This is a genomic window from Pseudomonas sp. LG1D9, assembly GCF_002949995.1.
Lineage (GTDB): Bacteria > Pseudomonadota > Gammaproteobacteria > Pseudomonadales > Pseudomonadaceae > Aquipseudomonas > Aquipseudomonas proteolytica.
Genome location: NZ_CP026881.1, coordinates 1,006,954 through 1,022,571, shown reverse-complemented (window position 1 = coordinate 1,022,571; position 15,618 = coordinate 1,006,954). Strand labels below are relative to the sequence as shown.

Genomic DNA, 15,618 nt, shown 5'->3' with positions numbered 1-15,618 from the left:
GTAGGAGCGAGCTTGCTCGCTAAAATCGTTAACGATAACGTCGGGCACCAATAGAAAATCGGTCCCCTTGGTTTTTCGCGAGTCGCCCCTAAATTCCAGGCAAAAAAAAGCCAGCGCAAGGCTGGCTTCAGCTTTCAGTTGCCGATTATTCGGCTTCTGCGGCTGCCTCGACGTCATGGGCAATCAGCGACACAAGCGCATTTTGCTGACGGTGGGACAGTTGGCGAAACCGCTGCAGCAGCTCGCGTTCGTGCAGTGACAGCTCCGGGCTGTCCATGCGCATGCTCAGTTCGTCACCCAACGCGCCTTCCTGAATAAGGCTTTGCTCCATGCGCGCGATGATTTCAGAATTCATGCTGCGGTGATGATTGCGAGCCACCTCGGCAATGCGTTCCCGCATTCCGTCTGGCAGACGTACGACGAACTTGTCAGCCGTACGGCTGGAATAAATTGCCTGTTTCAATGGGCGCATATATTTAACCGGTTAGTTCAGGGGAGCGGTTTTTGGAATTGGCCGCAAGATGTGTGTTAGGACAAGGCTTGCGAACAAATGTTCAACCTGAATTGCAAAGAGGCCGCATCATGCCTCAAATTTGCCAGTTCCTTGGCGTCAATTCTGTGACAAATATTGAACTTACTAAAGGCGTTATGCCAGTACTCATTTTCAAATTTGCGGACTGGTTGGAAAACTTTTCCACGCCGTAAACGCGGCGCGGGCTCTCGACGCGAGAGGGTTTTCGGGCGCACATCCTATAGCAATGTGGCCTTTTGCCCTTAATTTTAAGACTAGTGGCAAATGGCCGATTTGCGAGCCGAGGCGACATAAGGTCGGGCGATAGGCGAGGGCTGGAGCGAGGAGGGTGAATCGGCTATTCAGCGCAGGACCGGGTCGAATTTGAAGCGGCGCCCGACAATCGCGGCAATCACCCATGCGCTGGCGAAGACGGCGCAGGCGCCCAGAGAAAGGATCTGCCAATAATTCGACGTTGCGTTGATCCCCAGGATACCGGTGGCGATTGTCAGGGAAAGAAGCAACCAGGTGGTCTTGGTCATGATCGGCTCGCTTAGAAAATCCAGTGTTCAGAAGTGCTGGCGGCCTGCGCACCTTGTGCCAGTTGGACAGAGGGTTGGCCATTGGCTGTCATCACCGCCAATTGTGCTCGTTGCTGTGTCTGGTGGCTGCCTGTGTGGCTGAGCTGTGCCGCATCGCTGTCGCTACTGTTCTGGAACTGGAACATCACCAGGACGGCCAGGGCCAGTGCGTTCAGAAGCAGGAGGGTGCTGTTCATGGGTGTTTCCCCGTGTTCATGTGCAGGACAGATTGATAAGGTAAAGAGTGCAGTCATCGTGCCAGCTTCTAGATCGATAAATATCCTTTAAAAACAATAGTTTATAATGACTTCGCAAGTGCTGCTCGTTGCAAGATGCAATGATGGCCTTTTGTGTTAGTGCATTTTGCACGATGAGACTTGGCAGCCCTGTGGACCTGGGCCGGCCGTGGGTATGGAGTGGTGGAGTCTTACGCCTAAAAAGCTGACGGACGACATGACAAAACTCACCTTGGCCGTTAACATGCACGCCGTCTGTCGCAGTGCAATTTGGCTCTGCGCCTGTCATTAGTCCCAGTAGCTCAATTGGATAGAGCATCCCCCTCCTAAGGGGAAGGTTGGCCGTTCGAACCGGCCCTGGGACACCATCTGCAGTTGCGCCGCCTACCCGGCCGTGACGTGAAAGAACCCCGACCAGATCGCTCTGGCGGGGTTTTTTTGTGGGGGGCAGTTTTCTTAGCCGTCTGGCCAGTGCCTTCGGGCGGGTTGGCGAGATATATTGTCAAAACCTTGTACCTCGCCCCCTGTCTAGGTGCGTCTGACACGTATCTGAACAGCGAAGGAACTGTTGGGTCTCGAGTTCATCGAAGGCTGCATGCTTCGACGATCGCGAGGTTTGCCGGATCAAAATACCCCTGGGTGCCGATGTAGTTGGGTACCTGGGTTTAACGACGCTTCGCCCTCAGGCTAGTCTGAATAGCCTGACACCCACTGCAAGGAGCCGCTCGGACCGCCGATGCGCCAGATCTGGAAATCTTTTCGAGCCCTTTATTTCGCTTCCTTGATGATGCTGATCGGCTCCGGCCTGCTCAGTACTTACCTGGCCCTGCGCCTGGCGGCGGATAACGTCGACAGCCTGTGGGTCGGTGCGCTGATGGCTGCCAACTATTTTGGCCTGGTGCTGGGTGGCAAGATCGGGCATCGCCTGATCGCCCGGGTCGGGCATATCCGTGCCTATGCCACTTGCGCCGGGATCGTCGGCGCGGCAGTGCTCGGTCATGGTCTGGTGGATTGGCTGCCGGCCTGGATCGTCCTGCGGATCATTGTCGGCCTGGGCATGATGTGCCAGTACATGGTCATCGAGAGCTGGCTCAACGAGCAGGCGGATGCCAAGCAGCGCGGCGTGGTGTTCAGCGGTTATATGATCGCGTCGTACCTGGGTCTGGTGCTGGGCCAGTTGATTCTGGTCATGCACCCTCAGTTGGGGCTTGAGCTGCTGATGCTGGTGGCATTGTGTTTTGCCCTGTGCCTGGTGCCGGTTGCCATGACCCGGCGTATTCACCCTGCGCCTTTGCATCCGGCGCCGATGGAGCCGCGCTTCTTTATCAAGCGCGTGCCGCAGTCCCTGAGTACGGTGTTGGGGGCAGGTCTGATCGTCGGTTCCTTCTACGGCCTGGCGCCACTGTATGCGGCTCAGCAGGGGCTGAGTACCGAGCAGGTCGGTCTGTTCATGGGTAGCTGCATTTTTGCCGGCCTGTTGGTGCAATGGCCGTTGGGCTGGCTGTCGGATCGGTATGACCGTGCGTTGCTGATTCGCTGTTTCGCCCTGGCCCTGGCGGTGGCTGCGTTGCCACTGGCGATCATGACCCAGGTGCCGCTGGAAGTACTGTTTATCGCCGGCTTCCTGTGTTCATTGGTGCAGTTCTGCCTCTATCCACTGGCCGTGGCGTTTTCCAACGACCATGTCGAAGGTGATCGCCGGGTGTCCCTCACGGCAATGTTGCTGGTGACCTACGGTGTGGGGGCGAGTATCGGGCCGTTGCTGGCGGGTGTGGTCATGAAGCTGTTTGGCAACCAGATGCTCTATGCGTTCTTCAGCTTGTGCGCATTGATCCTGGTCTGGCGCATTCGACCCAAGGCTGTGACCAACCTGCATCAGGTGGACGACGCGCCGCTGCATCACGTGGCGATGCCCGACAGCATGTCCAGCTCGCCATTGGTCGCCGCCCTCGACCCGCGTGTCGATGAACAGGTGGTCCAGGACCAGATGCAAACCGCCGTGCCTGAGCCTGAGCCCGAGGCTGAGCCTGAAGTTGCGCCGCAACCCGAGCCCGAGCCGCCGGAGCATCCCGACCCGGATGATCACCCGCATGACCTGAGCCGCGCCCGCCCTTGAAGCAAAAAAAACGGGCAGTTCCCAAAGGAGCTGCCCGTTTTTTATGCCGATGGTTCGACGTTTACATGTCGTCGTCTTTATCGAACCGTCGCGCCTCGCGCTGCAGTTGGTAGACAAAACGCTCGACCTGGCGCTGCACCAGGCCGCTCATGTTGTGAAAGCGCACGCCGGCAAAGGTGGTGTTGATCCTTTCTTCAAAGTGCAGGTAACGCAACTCCACCGCCGTGGTCATGCTGCCAAAGGGCAGGGCGGCGATGAAACGGTCGTAGACCTGGCCCAGTTGCAGGCGCTCGGAGATGTCGCCTTCAAAGCGCAGTTTGCAGCCGGTGGCGGAGATATCCAGCAACTTGCCGCTGATGGGCGCCTTGAGTTTCTCGCCGCCCAATTCGATATTCACCAGTTGTGCCAGCTTCAATGCCGCACGAAAGGCATTGCGCCGCTGATGGTAGACCACTTCTTCCGGCAGGCTGCCCTTGTAGATGCGGTGGCCGTCCTTTGCGCCAATGGTCAGGGTGCCATTGCTGTCCCAGGCCACGCGTACACCTTCATGGAAGCCTTCGATACGAAACGCTTCGCCATTCTCCAGGTAGCGTTCACCTTCGGGCGGGATCATTTCGTCCAGGCTCAGGGTCTTGCTGTCCTTGTCGACATCCACCAGGTAGCTCTGGAAGCGCTGGTTGCGTTCGTGGAAGGTAATGATCAGCGGGTCATGGCTCTCTTGCAGCAGCCGCAGGGTGCTGGCAATTTCCAGAGGGGTGGTGAGGACCTTGGGTGGCTGCGGAGCATCTTCCGCGCTAAGGGTGTTGAACACGGTTCTTCCATCTCCAGACAAAATACGACTACACGCAAGAACCGGCATTTTGCCAGCATGTGGCGTGCCTTGATAGGGCGCGCGATAAACCGGCGTCAGGCTTGGCTGAGGGTGCTGGGCTTGACCAGCCGTGAGGTGGAGCCTTGGGCGTTATACAGTGCTGGAGGTTCGCCACCATGCAGGATGCGCAACTGGTTGGCGGTGGTAGCTTGCTGCAGTTGGATCGACTGGCCATTGAGCACATTGGCCTCTTGGCAACTGATCAACAACTGATTGAGCGCTGCGCTCTGGGCCAGCAACTGGTCGCCGACCGACGAATGGCTGGCCAACTGTTCCAGGCCGCTGTGGTCAGCGGGCAGGCCCAGGCTGAGCAGGATCTGGCTGCGTTTCTGGCCGTGCTGTTCGAGCAGGATGATCAGCGATTGCTTGCGTGCCAGGATATCTTCCAGCAGGCGCATATCGCGGCCATAGAGGGCCACGAATTCTTCTTGAAGCAGCTCCAGCAGGTGTTGCGCCGGAGCCAGGTCTTCGTTGATCAGTTGCAGCAGATTTTCGTCGTGCATGGCTGGCCTTGGGGTTTAAGCGTCCAAAAGCCTGGCGCAGGCCTTGGCCTAGCGCTCGGCTTTGATGATTTTGCCGGCTAAACGGTCGTTGTCGATCTGATAGCTGCCATCAGCAATCGCCTGTTTCAATTCGGCCACGCGGGCTTTATTGACAACCGGCTGATCGCGCAGCGAGTCCGTGATCTTCTGCAACTGTTGAGCCTCGTTGCTCAAATGCACCGATTCGCCACTTTGGGTCGAAGCGGTTTGTTCTGCCTTGGCAGGCAGTGCCGGGGCCTTGGCTTCAACGCTGTCCTTGGCCGCGTTGGTACGCGTGCCGCCGGGCGTTGCCTGGGCGCCGTTCAATCGGCTGAAATCAATGACCATGTTAAAAAACCTCTGGGTATTTGGACGCTTGCCATGTTTTCGGCCATACCCGGACAAACTTTAGGCTCGATCGACAATAAACCTGTGCATAGCGAGATCATGCGCACAGTGTAGGAAAAGCCAGCGTCCCACGCCAGTGATCTATAAAGCCACCTCCACCTGGCCAGGGGCTGTCACCCGGGCCTTGATCACGCGCTTGGAGTTGAGGTTCTTCACGCGAATCTGTTCGCTCATCCCGCCGTTGGCCAGGGCTTCCCCCGGCATTTTCACGTTCAGGCCGCCGCTGCTGGCGGATATCACCACATGGTCACCCTTGCGCACCACTTCGGCCTGTTCCAGGTGAACCAGGGTAATGACCTGGTCGGTGACCATTGGTCGGGTCAGTCTCTGCCCAACGGCCTGGTCCACGGAGGTGAGGTAACCCTGGCTGATCTGGCTGATGTCCCGCTCACGCAGGGCTACGTCTTCAAAACCGATGATGCCGGTACGCTTGAGCGGGCGTGTGACGGTCACTACGTCGCGAAACAGGCGGACCTGGGCCGGCACAAACACCGTCCAGGGCGAGCTGCCGTCGCAGCGCACGCGCACGGTCACGCGGCCGATGGGCTGGGCGGGGCTTTCCAGGGAGCCTGTCAATTCCTTGTCGCACATGGGCATGCGCAAACGCGGGTCCAACTGGTTGACCTGGATTTCATAACGGCCCGGTGTCTGGGTGGTCGCCAGATAATCTTCTACAGTGAACTCAAGAAAGCCTTGAGTGACGCCGATAAGCAGATCAGGCAAGGTGACGTTGTCGGCACGGGCCTGGTGGCCTGCGCCCAAGGCAAGCAACGCCATCCAGGCACAGAGCAATCTGCGGTACTGTGGCGAGCGAAGGCGTCGGGAAACTGTCGTTTTGATGTCCATGGCCAATAAAAAGCAAAGCGCGTGCCGTTTCGTGTTGGGTGCGCGTCGTACCCGTAAGTTTTGTAGCGTAGGAGTCTGGGCATGGCGGGTGTAATGGATTCAGTGAACCAGCGCACACAGCTGGTAGGGCAGAATCGCCTGGAGTTGTTGCTGTTTCGACTCGATGGCAAGCAGCTATATGGCATCAACGTCTTCAAGGTGCGGGAGGTGCTGCAATGCCCCAAACTCACCATAATGCCCAAGTCCAACCCGGTGGTGTGTGGCGTGGCCAACATCCGTGGCTCGACGATTCCGATTCTTGACCTGGCGATGGCCACCGGTTCTGCCGGTTTGCAAGACCGCGAGAGTCCGTTTGTGATCATCACCGAGTACAACACCAAGACCCAGGGTTTCCTGGTGCGCTCGGTGGAACGTATCGTCAACATGAACTGGGAAGAGATCCATCCACCACCCAAGGGCACCGGGCGTGATCACTACCTCACGGCAGTGACGCGGGTCGATAACCAGTTGGTGGAAATCATCGACGTGGAGAAGATCCTCGCAGAGGTGGCGCCGACTTCGGAGCATATTTCGGTGGGTGTGGTGGATGAGCAGACCCAGCAGAAGGCCGTGTCCCTGCGGGTGTTGACGGTGGATGACTCCTCTGTGGCGCGCAAGCAGGTGTCCCGTTGCCTGCAGACCGTTGGTGTCGAAGTAGTGGCACTCAATGACGGCCGCCAGGCCCTGGACTATCTGCGCAAGCTGGTGGACGAAGGCAAGAAGCCGGAAGAAGAATTCCTGATGATGATTTCCGACATCGAGATGCCGGAAATGGACGGCTACACCCTCACGGCCGAGATACGTAACGACCCACGCATGCAAAAATTGCATATCATCCTGCATACTTCATTGTCCGGTGTATTCAACCAGGCAATGGTCAAGAAGGTCGGTGCCGATGACTTCCTGGCCAAATTCCGTCCAGATGACCTGGCTTCCCGGGTCGTCGAACGGATCAAATCTGCAGATCACGGCTAGGGGCTTTCTCCCTGGCGGTCACACGAGTTAAGAGGCGGTTTCATTGTCTACGGGTAATTTGGATTTCGAACAGTTCCGGGTATTCCTGGAAAAAGCCTGTGGCATATTGCTCGGTGAAAACAAGCAATACCTGGTATCAAGCCGTCTCAACAAATTGATGGAACAGCAGGGCATCAAGTCCCTGGGCGAGTTGGTGCAGCGCATCCAGGGTCAACCGCGCAGCGGGTTGAAGGAGATGGTGGTCGATGCCATGACCACCAACGAAACCCTGTGGTTTCGTGATACCTACCCCTTCGAGGTGCTCAAGAACAAGGTATTGCCCGAGGCCATCAAGGCCAGCCCCGGCCAGCGCTTGCGCATCTGGTCGGCGGCGTGTTCGTCGGGGCAGGAACCCTATTCGCTGTCGATGTCCATCGATGAGTTCGAGCGGACCAACATGGGCCAGTTGAAAGCGGGTGTGCAAATTGTTGCCACTGATTTGTCCGGCACCATGCTGACCAACTGCAAGACCGGCGAATACGACAGCCTCGCCCTGGGTCGCGGCCTGTCCCAGGAGCGCCTGCAGCGTTACTTCGACCCCAAGGGCGCCGGGCGCTGGGCGGTCAAGGCGCCGATCAAGAGCCGTGTGGAGTTCCGCTCGTTCAACCTGCTGGACAGCTACGCCAGCCTCGGCAAGTTCGACATCGTGTTTTGCCGCAACGTATTGATCTACTTCTCGGCTGAAGTGAAGAAGGACATCCTGCTGCGCATCCACGGCACGCTCAAGCGCGGTGGCTATCTGTTCCTCGGCGCGTCCGAAGCGTTGAACGGCTTGCCGGACCATTACCAGATGGTGCAGTGCAGCCCCGGTATTATCTACCAGGCTAAATAACACCCCGCCCAACATTTGGGGTGGGGCTTGTGTGGGAGCGGGCTTGCTCGCGAAGGCGGTAGTGAAGTTGGTTGATAGCTGACTGACACACTGAAGTGCGCCCTTCGCGAGCAAGTCGAACCGTCGCACCGCCGCTCCCACATTTTTTTGTGTCAGACCTTGGAAAGCGGCAACTCCCCATTGCCGCTTTCCTGACGTTTCGCGGAAAGCGCTTGCCGCTTTTCCGCCATTGCCGGCGGCAACCTCTACCTAACCCCTTGATTTATTGGGCTTGATAAACCTGGCATGGCGCTTGCTATATCCCTGTTACGAAAAGCAGGTCAGCCCCTAAAGGTTTCCGCCATGAGCATCAGCTTCGATAAAGCGCTCGGTATCCACGAACAGGCCCTGGGCTTCCGCGCCCAGCGTGCCGAAGTCCTGGCTAACAACATCGCCAACGCCGACACCCCGAACTACAAGGCTCGGGACCTGGACTTTGCCGCCGTGCTCGCCGCACAGAGCGACAAGACCAAGAACGGCTCCTTCGCCTTGAACATGACCAATAACCGTCATATCGAAGCGCAGGGCCTGAGCAGTGGCGATGAGTCGCTGATGTATCGCACGCCGATGCAGCCGTCGATCGACCAGAACACCGTCGATGCGCAGTTGGAGCAATCGAACTACGCCGAGAACTCGGTGAACTTCCAGGCCAGCTTCACCCTGCTCAACAGCAAATTCAAAGGGCTGATGTCAGCCCTGCGCGGAGAGTAAGCCATGTCTCTATCCAGTGTTTTCAATATTGCCGGTAGTGGCATGAGCGCCCAGACCACGCGTCTGAACACGGTCGCCAGTAACATTGCCAACGCCGAGACGGTCTCGTCGAGTATCGACCAGACCTACCGCGCCCGGCATCCGGTGTTCGCCACCATGTTCCAGGCCGGTCAGAACGGCGGCAGCGACTCGTTGTTCCAGAGCCAGGATGCTGCCGGCCAGGGCGTACAGGTGTTGGGTGTGGTCGAAGACCAGAGCAACCTCGATGCGCGCTACGAACCTAATCATCCTGCCGCGAACGAAAAGGGCTACGTGTACTACCCCAACGTCAACGTGGTCGAGGAAATGGCAGACATGATTTCCGCCAGTCGTTCGTTCCAGACCAACGCGGAAATGATGAACACCGCCAAAGCCATGATGCAGAAGGTCCTGACCCTCGGTCAGTGATAAGGGGCGCTAAAGAATGTCCGTCACTAACGATGTGTCGAGTCAATCGACGATCCAGAGTCTGTTCGACTCCAAGGTCAAGGATGCCAAGTCCAGCCAGGGCAACCTGGCCGATACCGCCAAGGCGGCCTCGGGCAACCAGTCCCTGGGCAAGGATGCATTCCTGCAACTGCTGGTCACCCAGCTGAAGAACCAGAACCCGCTGTCGCCCCAGGACAACGGCGCGTTCGTGGCGCAACTGGCGCAGTTCAGCAGCCTGGAAGGCATCAACACCTTGAACGACTCGGTGAACACCATCACCGGCAACTACAAGTCGTCGCAGGCGCTGCAAGCCTCGTCGCTGGTGGGGCGTTCGGTAATTATTGAAACCAACAAGGCCATGGTCGACACCAGCAAGAGCTTTACCGGCTCGGTTGCCGTGGGTGCGTCGGTGGGCAACGTCACCGTCAAGGTCACCGACAAGGACGGCAACCTGGTCAAGACCATCGATCTGGGCGCCCAGAGCGCCGGCAAGTCGGACTTTATCTGGGACGGCAAGAACGAAGCGGGCGAGCAGCTTGATTCTGGCACCTACACCTTCGCGGCCAGCACCAAGAATGACGCCGGTGATCCGGTGGCCTTGAAAACCTCGCTGCCGGCCACGGTCACCAGCGTGACCTTGAGCCAGACCGGCGGCGAAATGCTGCTCAATCTTTCTGGCGGCATGGGCAGCATCAAGCTGTCGCAAATTCAGACTATCGGTACATAGAGCCGGCTAAATACGGCAAGAGGAGAGAAACATGTCTTTTAATATCGGCCTTAGCGGCCTCTATGCGGCCAACAAACAACTGGACGTGACCGGCAACAACATCGCCAACGTCGCGACCACCGGCTTCAAGTCGTCCCGCGCAGAGTTCGGCGACATTTACGCGGCGTCCCGCCTGGGCACAGGCAATAAAACCATCGGTACCGGCGTGAACCTGGCGGCGGTTTCCCAGCAATTCACCCAGGGTGAAGTCAACGGCAGCGGTGGCGTGTTGGACATGGGCATCCAGGGCGGCGGCTTCTTCGTACAGAAGGGCAGCGACGGTTCGCTGGAGTACACCCGTAATGGCTCGTTCCAGGCCAACAAAGACGGTTACATCACCAACAACACCGGCACCTCGCGCCTGCAGGGTTATGCGGCCGATGAAGATGGCAAAATCTCCAAGAGCGGCCTGACCGACCTGCGGATCAACCTGTCCAACTTGCCGCCCAAAGCGTCGACCAAGGTTGACTCCAGCAGCAACCTGAACTCCTCCAAGCCGGTGATCGACCAGACGACCAGCCCGTTTGACCCGACGGTAGCGAGCTCGTTTACCGAGCAGTACGGCACCACTTTGTATGACACTCAAGGCAATGCCCATGAGATGGTGCAGTACATGGTGAAAACCGGCTCCAATACCTGGAAGTCCTACACCCTGATCGATGGGCGTAACCCTGACGGTACGCCGGTCAAGGGAACGGGCGCGGTTGCCCCGGTGGCCTCCACGGTGACATTCGATACATCAGGCACCCTGAAGGGGATCGTCACCCCGCCGAGCACTGTATCCAACACCACCCTGACCATCAGCAACTGGAAGCCGGGCGTCATGGACAACGGCGTGTGGAACCCTGACAACGGGGCGGCGGCCAACCCGGGCGGTATCGCGATCAACATGTCCGATATCACTCAGTACAACTCGGCCAGCTACCGCAACCCGCCGATCACAGATGGCTACGCCACCGGCGAAATCACCGGGCTGAAAATCGACGGCAGCGGTGTACTGTTCGCCACCTTCAGCAACCAGCAGAGCAAGGCCATTGGCCAGATCTCCCTGGCCAGCTTCAACAACGAGCAAGGCTTGCAGCCGGCAGGTGGCACCACCTGGAAAGAAACCTTCGCTTCGGGCCAGCCTGGCTACGATGCACCAGAAGCCGGGACCCTGGGTTCGATCGTGGCCAACTCCCTGGAGAACTCCAACGTCAACCTGACCAACGAGCTGGTGGACCTGATCAAGGCCCAGAGCAACTACCAGGCGAACGCCAAGACCATCTCCACCCAGAGCACCATCATGCAGACCATCATTCAGATGACCTGATGGGTTAGCGCTGCACAAGAAGCCCCTCGTGAGAGGGGCTTTTTTGTGGGCGTAGGAAAAGCACCGGTGCCGCATTGGGTTACGCACTGAAATGCTTGGGAAAGGAACGCTTCAATCGGCCCGCACCACTGATCGGGGCAAGAGCCCAGGGGGCTCATCGATCAATGGGAGCTGAAAATGTGGAACTCCGGGGTGTCCGCGCCAGGTAATGGGCGCATGGCTTTGGTGCCGACTGTTACGCGTCGGGAGCCTGCTCCCATCGAACCCGTCAGTGACGTGTCGGCGGTCAAGACGTTGTTCAACCAGTTGTTCGAGGCCGAGCAAACCTCCAAGACCCAGACGGCTCAGGACTTGCGCGACAAGTTGAATGAACTGCGTCAGAAGTTGGGTGATGAGAAATTCAAGGAAGCGCTTAACAAGCTGATCCAGGAAGCGGATGACAAGTTTCTACAGTTTCTCAAGCGGATGCTGGACGAGTGGTTTCCCAGCGACGATGTGGCCCCTCCGTCGCCCAAAGGTGGCGGTGGCGGTGGCGGTGGGGGTGGAGGTCGCGGCGGCAATGTGAATCCCGCTAATTTCGGCCCTACCGAGAGCATGAGCAACAAGCCGATCACCAACGGTGCGCAGCATTTCAACTACAAACCTGATAAGAGCAACCCCGGTAAGAAGCCGGACAATATCTGGAGTGGCTTCAGCCAGGGGCCTAGCAGCAATTGTGTAACGGTTTCTGCCATAAAGGCCGCAATGATGCATTTCGGCCAGAAGCCTACGGACATTTTCAGGGATGTGAAGGAGACGAGCACGGGCTATGACGTGACCATGCGCGACGGCTTCAAGCTGTCCTTGTCCAGGGACGAGTTGCGTCAGGCGGCTACCCACGCGCGTTTCCAGGGGGATGACCCGGCGATGATGACCGATGCCAACTTCCTGTTTGCCGCCAGTGCCAAGCGTGCACAGATGGAAAACAATGATGGCGTTGCCGGACGCAGTTTTATGGCGGCGATGAACAGCCTCAACGATGGTGAGGCTGCGCGTGAAGGCCTGGACCGCCTGGGCCTGAAAGGGCATTACAGGCCGGCCACGGACGCTGACTTGCGAAACAGCAAGGCGGGGACGGTGGAATACAAAGGTCATTCAATGGCGGTGATCAATGGCCGTATTGAGTTGTGGGGCGCGCGAGGCGGGCGGCCAGAGTCGGGTATCGCCACCGTATTGTTCTAGGTTGCGCTGCAGCTTTTGCCAGGCAAAAGAAAGCCCCCGATACACCATAGGCCTATCGGGGGCTTTTCATCCTTGGGGGGTTAAACCCAAGGTGCTGTCAGCTTACTGGCAGGCTTCGCAATCCGGCTCGTCGATCGCGCAGGCTTTAGGCACTGGCGCTGGGCCGGCCGGCGCTGCGAGAACCGAATCATCACCGTGGTTACCGCTGGATACAGCGTTCAGCTTGCCGGTGTTGATGGTCGACTTCTCGGTGCTGGTCGCGGCCAGGGCACGGAGGTAGTAAGTGGTTTTCAGGCCACGGTACCAAGCCATGCGGTAGGTCACGTCGAGCTTCTTGCCCGATGCACCGGCGATGTACAGGTTCAGGGACTGCGCCTGGTCGATCCACTTCTGACGACGGCTGGCGGCGTCAACGATCCACTTGGTGTCCACTTCGAACGCGGTCGCGTAGAGCTCTTTGAGTTCTTGCGGGATGCGCTCGATCTGCTGTACCGAACCGTCGTAGTACTTAAGGTCGTTGATCATCACCGAGTCCCACAGGCCGCGGGCTTTCAGGTCGCGGACCAGGTACGGGTTGATCACGGTGAACTCGCCCGACAGGTTCGATTTCACATACAGGTTCTGGTAGGTCGGTTCGATCGACTGCGACACGCCAGTGATGTTGGCGATGGTCGCGGTCGGTGCGATGGCCATGATGTTGGAGTTACGAATGCCTTTCTGCACACGGGCACGTACCGGCGCCCAGTCCAGGGATTCGTTGAGGTCAACATCGATGTACTTCTGGCCACGGGCTTCGATCAGGATCTGTTGCGAGTCCAGCGGCAGGATGCCCTTGGACCACAGCGAACCCTGGAACGTCTCGTAGGCGCCGCGCTCGTCGGCCAGGTCGCATGAAGCCTGGATCGCGTAGTAGCTGACCGCTTCCATGGACTTGTCGGCGAACTCGACCGCAGCATCCGAACCGTAGGGAATGTGCTGCAGGTACAAAGCGTCCTGGAAGCCCATGATGCCCAGGCCGACCGGACGGTGCTTGAAGTTGGAGTTCTGCGCCTGTGGCACCGAGTAGTAGTTGATGTCGATCACGTTATCGAGCATGCGAACGGCGGTGTTGACGGTACGTTCCAGCTTGGCGGTGTCCAGCTTGCCGTTGACGATGTGGTTCGGCAGATTGATCGAGCCCAGGTTGCAAACGGCGATCTCATCCTTGTTGGTGTTCAAGGTGATCTCGGTGCACAGGTTCGAGCTGTGGACCACGCCCACGTGCTGCTGCGGGCTGCGCAGGTTGCACGGGTCCTTGAAGGTCAGCCATGGGTGGCCGGTTTCAAACAGCATGGACAGCATTTTGCGCCACAGGTCTTTGGCCTGGATGGTCTTGAACAGCTTGATCTTGCCTGGGTACTGGGACAGGGCTTCGTAGTACTCGTAGCGCTCTTCGAAGGCCTTGCCGGTCAGGTCGTGCAGGTCTGGCACTTCCGATGGCGAGAACAGGGTCCACGGGCCGTCATCGAAGACGCGCTTCATGAACAGGTCAGGGATCCAGTTGGCGGTGTTCATGTCGTGGGTACGACGACGGTCATCACCGGTGTTCTTGCGCAGCTCGATGAACTCTTCAATGTCCATGTGCCAGGTTTCCAGGTACGCACACACAGCGCCTTTGCGCTTGCCGCCCTGGTTGACCGCGACAGCGGTGTCGTTCACCACCTTGAGGAACGGCACGACGCCCTGGGACTTGCCGTTGGTGCCCTTGATGTACGAACCCAGTGCACGGACCGGCGTCCAGTCGTTGCCCAGGCCGCCAGCGAATTTGGACAGCATGGCGTTGTCGTGGATCGCGTGGTAGATGCCCGACAGGTCATCCGGCACGGTGGTCAGGTAGCAGCTCGACAGCTGTGGACGCAGGGTGCCGGCGTTGAACAGGGTCGGAGTCGACGACATGTAGTCGAAGGACGACAGCAGGTTGTAGAACTCGATGGCACGGTCTTCTTTGTGCTTCTCTTCGATCGCCAGGCCCATGGCCACGCGCATGAAGAACACCTGCGGCAGTTCGAAACGGATCCCGTCCTTGTGGATGAAGTAACGGTCGTACAGGGTTTGCAGGCCCAGGTAGGTGAACTGCTGGTCACGCTCGTGGTTGATTGCCTTGCCGAGTTTTTCCAGGTCGAAGGTGGCCAGGATCGGGTTCAGCAATTCGAATTCGATACCCTTGGCGATGTAGGCAGGCAGGGCCTTGGCGTACAGGTCGGCCATTTCGTGATGGGTAGCGCTATCGGCCACGCCCAGGAACCCCAGGCCTTCGGCACGCAGGGTGTCCATCAGCAGGCGCGCGGTCACGAACGAGTAGTTCGGCTCACGCTCAACCAGGGTACGGGCGGTCATCACCAGGGCGGTGTTGACGTCGGTCAGGGCCACGCCGTCGTACAGGTTCTTCAGGGTTTCACGCTGGATCAGGTCGCCGTCGACTTCTTCCAGGCCTTCGCAGGCTTCGGTGATGATGGTGTTCAGGCGGCCCAGGTCCAGCGGCGCGAACGAACCATCAGCCAAGGTGATACGGATCGACGGGTGGGCTTGCACGGCTTCGGCGGACGGTGCGTGTACGGCACGTTCCTTGGCGCGCGAGTCGCGGTAGATCACGTAGTCGCGGGCCACTTTCTGCTCGCCGGCGCGCATCAGGGCCAGTTCGACCTGGTCCTGGATTTCTTCGATGTGGATGGTGCCGCCCGAAGGCATGCGACGCTTGAAGGTCGCGGTGACTTGTTCGGTCAGGCGGGCAACGGTGTCGTGGATACGCGACGAAGCGGCAGCGGTGCCGCCTTCAACTGCAAGAAACGCTTTGGTGATAGCGACGGTGATTTTGTCGTCGGTGTAAGGAACGACAGTGCCGTTACGCTTGATCACGCGCAATTGGCCGGGCGCGGTGGCGGACAGATCCATATTCGAATCAGCGCCCTGCGGCACGGAGCCTTGCGGGTTCTCGCGAGTTGTGTCGGTTTGCATGGGGGGTTGTCTCCACATTCTATATTTATTTGGGCACCATCACGGTGCCCACCGTTCCGTCCTGAAGCACTTACAACAGGCCTTGGCCTGGCATAACAACCTCGGGACAGGAGGAAGGGAGCTGTTCGCGCC

The 15,618-nt window shown here is 58.6% G+C and carries 16 protein-coding genes and 1 tRNA gene; 9 read left to right on the top strand and 8 right to left on the bottom strand.

Annotation, left to right across the window (positions count from 1 at the left end; genetic code table 11):
- Positions 1–145: 145 nt before the first annotated feature.
- The 3 genes from C5F71_RS05000 to C5F71_RS04990 all read right to left on the bottom strand — a co-directional run bounded on the left by C5F71_RS05000 (position 146) and on the right by C5F71_RS04990 (position 1,289).
- The gene (locus C5F71_RS05000; protein ID WP_029294475.1) at positions 146–472 is read right to left on the bottom strand and encodes an Arc family DNA-binding protein; all 327 of its coding nucleotides are present in this window, start codon (positions 470–472) and stop codon (positions 146–148) included.
- Positions 473–873: 401 nt separating this feature from the next.
- Positions 874–1,053 (bottom strand): PA3371 family protein, encoded by a 180-nt coding sequence (locus tag C5F71_RS04995; protein WP_029294476.1) that lies wholly within the window; start codon positions 1,051–1,053, stop codon positions 874–876.
- Between the two features lie 11 nt (positions 1,054–1,064).
- Complete coding sequence (locus C5F71_RS04990) at positions 1,065–1,289, bottom strand: hypothetical protein (RefSeq protein ID WP_029294477.1); 225 nt, start codon at positions 1,287–1,289, stop codon at positions 1,065–1,067.
- A gap of 330 nt (positions 1,290–1,619) precedes the next feature.
- Here C5F71_RS04990 and C5F71_RS04980 point away from each other — a divergent pair.
- Together C5F71_RS04980 and C5F71_RS04975 are read left to right on the top strand one after the other, a co-directional pair.
- A tRNA-Arg gene (locus tag C5F71_RS04980) sits at positions 1,620–1,696 on the top strand.
- 368 nt (positions 1,697–2,064) lie between these two features.
- Positions 2,065–3,444: an MFS transporter gene (locus C5F71_RS04975; RefSeq protein WP_029294478.1), complete on the top strand. Its 1,380-nt coding sequence runs from the start codon at positions 2,065–2,067 to the stop codon at positions 3,442–3,444.
- A 61-nt stretch (positions 3,445–3,505) separates the two neighbouring features.
- On the opposite strand, the gene C5F71_RS04970 is transcribed toward C5F71_RS04975, so the two are convergent.
- From C5F71_RS04970 to flgA, 4 genes are all read right to left on the bottom strand, one after another.
- The gene (locus C5F71_RS04970) at positions 3,506–4,255 is read right to left on the bottom strand and encodes a flagellar brake protein (protein WP_029294479.1); all 750 of its coding nucleotides are present in this window, start codon (positions 4,253–4,255) and stop codon (positions 3,506–3,508) included.
- Positions 4,256–4,350: 95 nt separating this feature from the next.
- Positions 4,351–4,818 carry a flagella synthesis protein FlgN gene (locus C5F71_RS04965; RefSeq protein WP_029294480.1) on the bottom strand — a complete coding sequence of 156 codons (468 nt, stop codon included), beginning with the start codon at positions 4,816–4,818 and terminating at the stop codon, positions 4,351–4,353.
- Positions 4,819–4,866: 48 nt separating this feature from the next.
- Positions 4,867–5,184: a flagellar biosynthesis anti-sigma factor FlgM gene (flgM, locus tag C5F71_RS04960; RefSeq protein WP_029294481.1), complete on the bottom strand. Its 318-nt coding sequence runs from the start codon at positions 5,182–5,184 to the stop codon at positions 4,867–4,869.
- A 141-nt stretch (positions 5,185–5,325) separates the two neighbouring features.
- Positions 5,326–6,090: a flagellar basal body P-ring formation chaperone FlgA gene (gene flgA / locus C5F71_RS04955; protein WP_029294482.1), complete on the bottom strand. Its 765-nt coding sequence runs from the start codon at positions 6,088–6,090 to the stop codon at positions 5,326–5,328.
- Positions 6,091–6,171: 81 nt separating this feature from the next.
- Here flgA and C5F71_RS04950 point away from each other — a divergent pair, with 81 nt between their 5' ends.
- From C5F71_RS04950 to C5F71_RS04920, 7 genes are all read left to right on the top strand, one after another.
- Positions 6,172–7,104: a chemotaxis protein CheV gene (locus C5F71_RS04950; protein WP_029294483.1), complete on the top strand. Its 933-nt coding sequence runs from the start codon at positions 6,172–6,174 to the stop codon at positions 7,102–7,104.
- 43 nt (positions 7,105–7,147) lie between these two features.
- The gene (gene cheR / locus C5F71_RS04945; RefSeq protein ID WP_029294484.1) at positions 7,148–7,975 is read left to right on the top strand and encodes a protein-glutamate O-methyltransferase CheR; all 828 of its coding nucleotides are present in this window, start codon (positions 7,148–7,150) and stop codon (positions 7,973–7,975) included.
- Between the two features lie 342 nt (positions 7,976–8,317).
- Positions 8,318–8,725 (top strand): flagellar basal body rod protein FlgB, encoded by a 408-nt coding sequence (gene flgB, locus C5F71_RS04940; RefSeq protein WP_057439685.1) that lies wholly within the window; start codon positions 8,318–8,320, stop codon positions 8,723–8,725.
- Positions 8,726–8,728: 3 nt separating this feature from the next.
- Positions 8,729–9,172 (top strand): flagellar basal body rod protein FlgC, encoded by a 444-nt coding sequence (flgC, locus tag C5F71_RS04935; protein ID WP_029294486.1) that lies wholly within the window; start codon positions 8,729–8,731, stop codon positions 9,170–9,172.
- A 16-nt stretch (positions 9,173–9,188) separates the two neighbouring features.
- Positions 9,189–9,920, top strand: a complete 732-nt coding sequence (gene flgD, locus C5F71_RS04930) for a flagellar hook assembly protein FlgD (RefSeq protein ID WP_029294490.1) — start codon at positions 9,189–9,191, stop codon at positions 9,918–9,920.
- Between the two features lie 31 nt (positions 9,921–9,951).
- Positions 9,952–11,271: a flagellar hook protein FlgE gene (gene flgE, locus C5F71_RS04925; RefSeq protein ID WP_092237630.1), complete on the top strand. Its 1,320-nt coding sequence runs from the start codon at positions 9,952–9,954 to the stop codon at positions 11,269–11,271.
- A 216-nt stretch (positions 11,272–11,487) separates the two neighbouring features.
- Positions 11,488–12,492, top strand: coding sequence for a hypothetical protein (locus tag C5F71_RS04920; protein ID WP_235861096.1), 1,005 nt, complete (start codon positions 11,488–11,490; stop codon positions 12,490–12,492).
- Positions 12,493–12,594: 102 nt separating this feature from the next.
- On the opposite strand, the gene C5F71_RS04915 is transcribed toward C5F71_RS04920, so the two are convergent.
- Positions 12,595–15,486, bottom strand: coding sequence for a ribonucleoside-diphosphate reductase subunit alpha (locus C5F71_RS04915; RefSeq protein WP_029300728.1), 2,892 nt, complete (start codon positions 15,484–15,486; stop codon positions 12,595–12,597).
- Between the last annotated feature and the right edge of the window lie 132 nt (positions 15,487–15,618).

Excerpts from the sequence above, each read along its gene's own strand:
- C5F71_RS05000 (WP_029294475.1), bottom strand. The coding sequence starts at position 472 with ATGCGCCCATTGAAACAGGCAATTTATTCCAGCCGTACGGCTGACAAG.
- C5F71_RS04995 (WP_029294476.1), bottom strand. The coding sequence starts at position 1,053 with ATGACCAAGACCACCTGGTTGCTTCTTTCCCTGACAATCGCCACCGGT.
- C5F71_RS04990 (WP_029294477.1), bottom strand. The coding sequence starts at position 1,289 with ATGAACAGCACCCTCCTGCTTCTGAACGCACTGGCCCTGGCCGTCCTG.
- C5F71_RS04975 (WP_029294478.1), top strand. The coding sequence starts at position 2,065 with ATGCGCCAGATCTGGAAATCTTTTCGAGCCCTTTATTTCGCTTCCTTG.
- C5F71_RS04965 (WP_029294480.1), bottom strand. The coding sequence starts at position 4,818 with ATGCACGACGAAAATCTGCTGCAACTGATCAACGAAGACCTGGCTCCG.
- flgM (WP_029294481.1), bottom strand. The coding sequence starts at position 5,184 with ATGGTCATTGATTTCAGCCGATTGAACGGCGCCCAGGCAACGCCCGGC.
- flgA (WP_029294482.1), bottom strand. The coding sequence starts at position 6,090 with ATGGACATCAAAACGACAGTTTCCCGACGCCTTCGCTCGCCACAGTAC.
- C5F71_RS04950 (WP_029294483.1), top strand. The coding sequence starts at position 6,172 with ATGGCGGGTGTAATGGATTCAGTGAACCAGCGCACACAGCTGGTAGGG.
- flgB (WP_057439685.1), top strand. The coding sequence starts at position 8,318 with ATGAGCATCAGCTTCGATAAAGCGCTCGGTATCCACGAACAGGCCCTG.
- flgC (WP_029294486.1), top strand. The coding sequence starts at position 8,729 with ATGTCTCTATCCAGTGTTTTCAATATTGCCGGTAGTGGCATGAGCGCC.
- flgD (WP_029294490.1), top strand. The coding sequence starts at position 9,189 with ATGTCCGTCACTAACGATGTGTCGAGTCAATCGACGATCCAGAGTCTG.
- flgE (WP_092237630.1), top strand. The coding sequence starts at position 9,952 with ATGTCTTTTAATATCGGCCTTAGCGGCCTCTATGCGGCCAACAAACAA.
- C5F71_RS04920 (WP_235861096.1), top strand. The coding sequence starts at position 11,488 with ATGGCTTTGGTGCCGACTGTTACGCGTCGGGAGCCTGCTCCCATCGAA.
- C5F71_RS04915 (WP_029300728.1), bottom strand. The coding sequence starts at position 15,486 with ATGCAAACCGACACAACTCGCGAGAACCCGCAAGGCTCCGTGCCGCAG.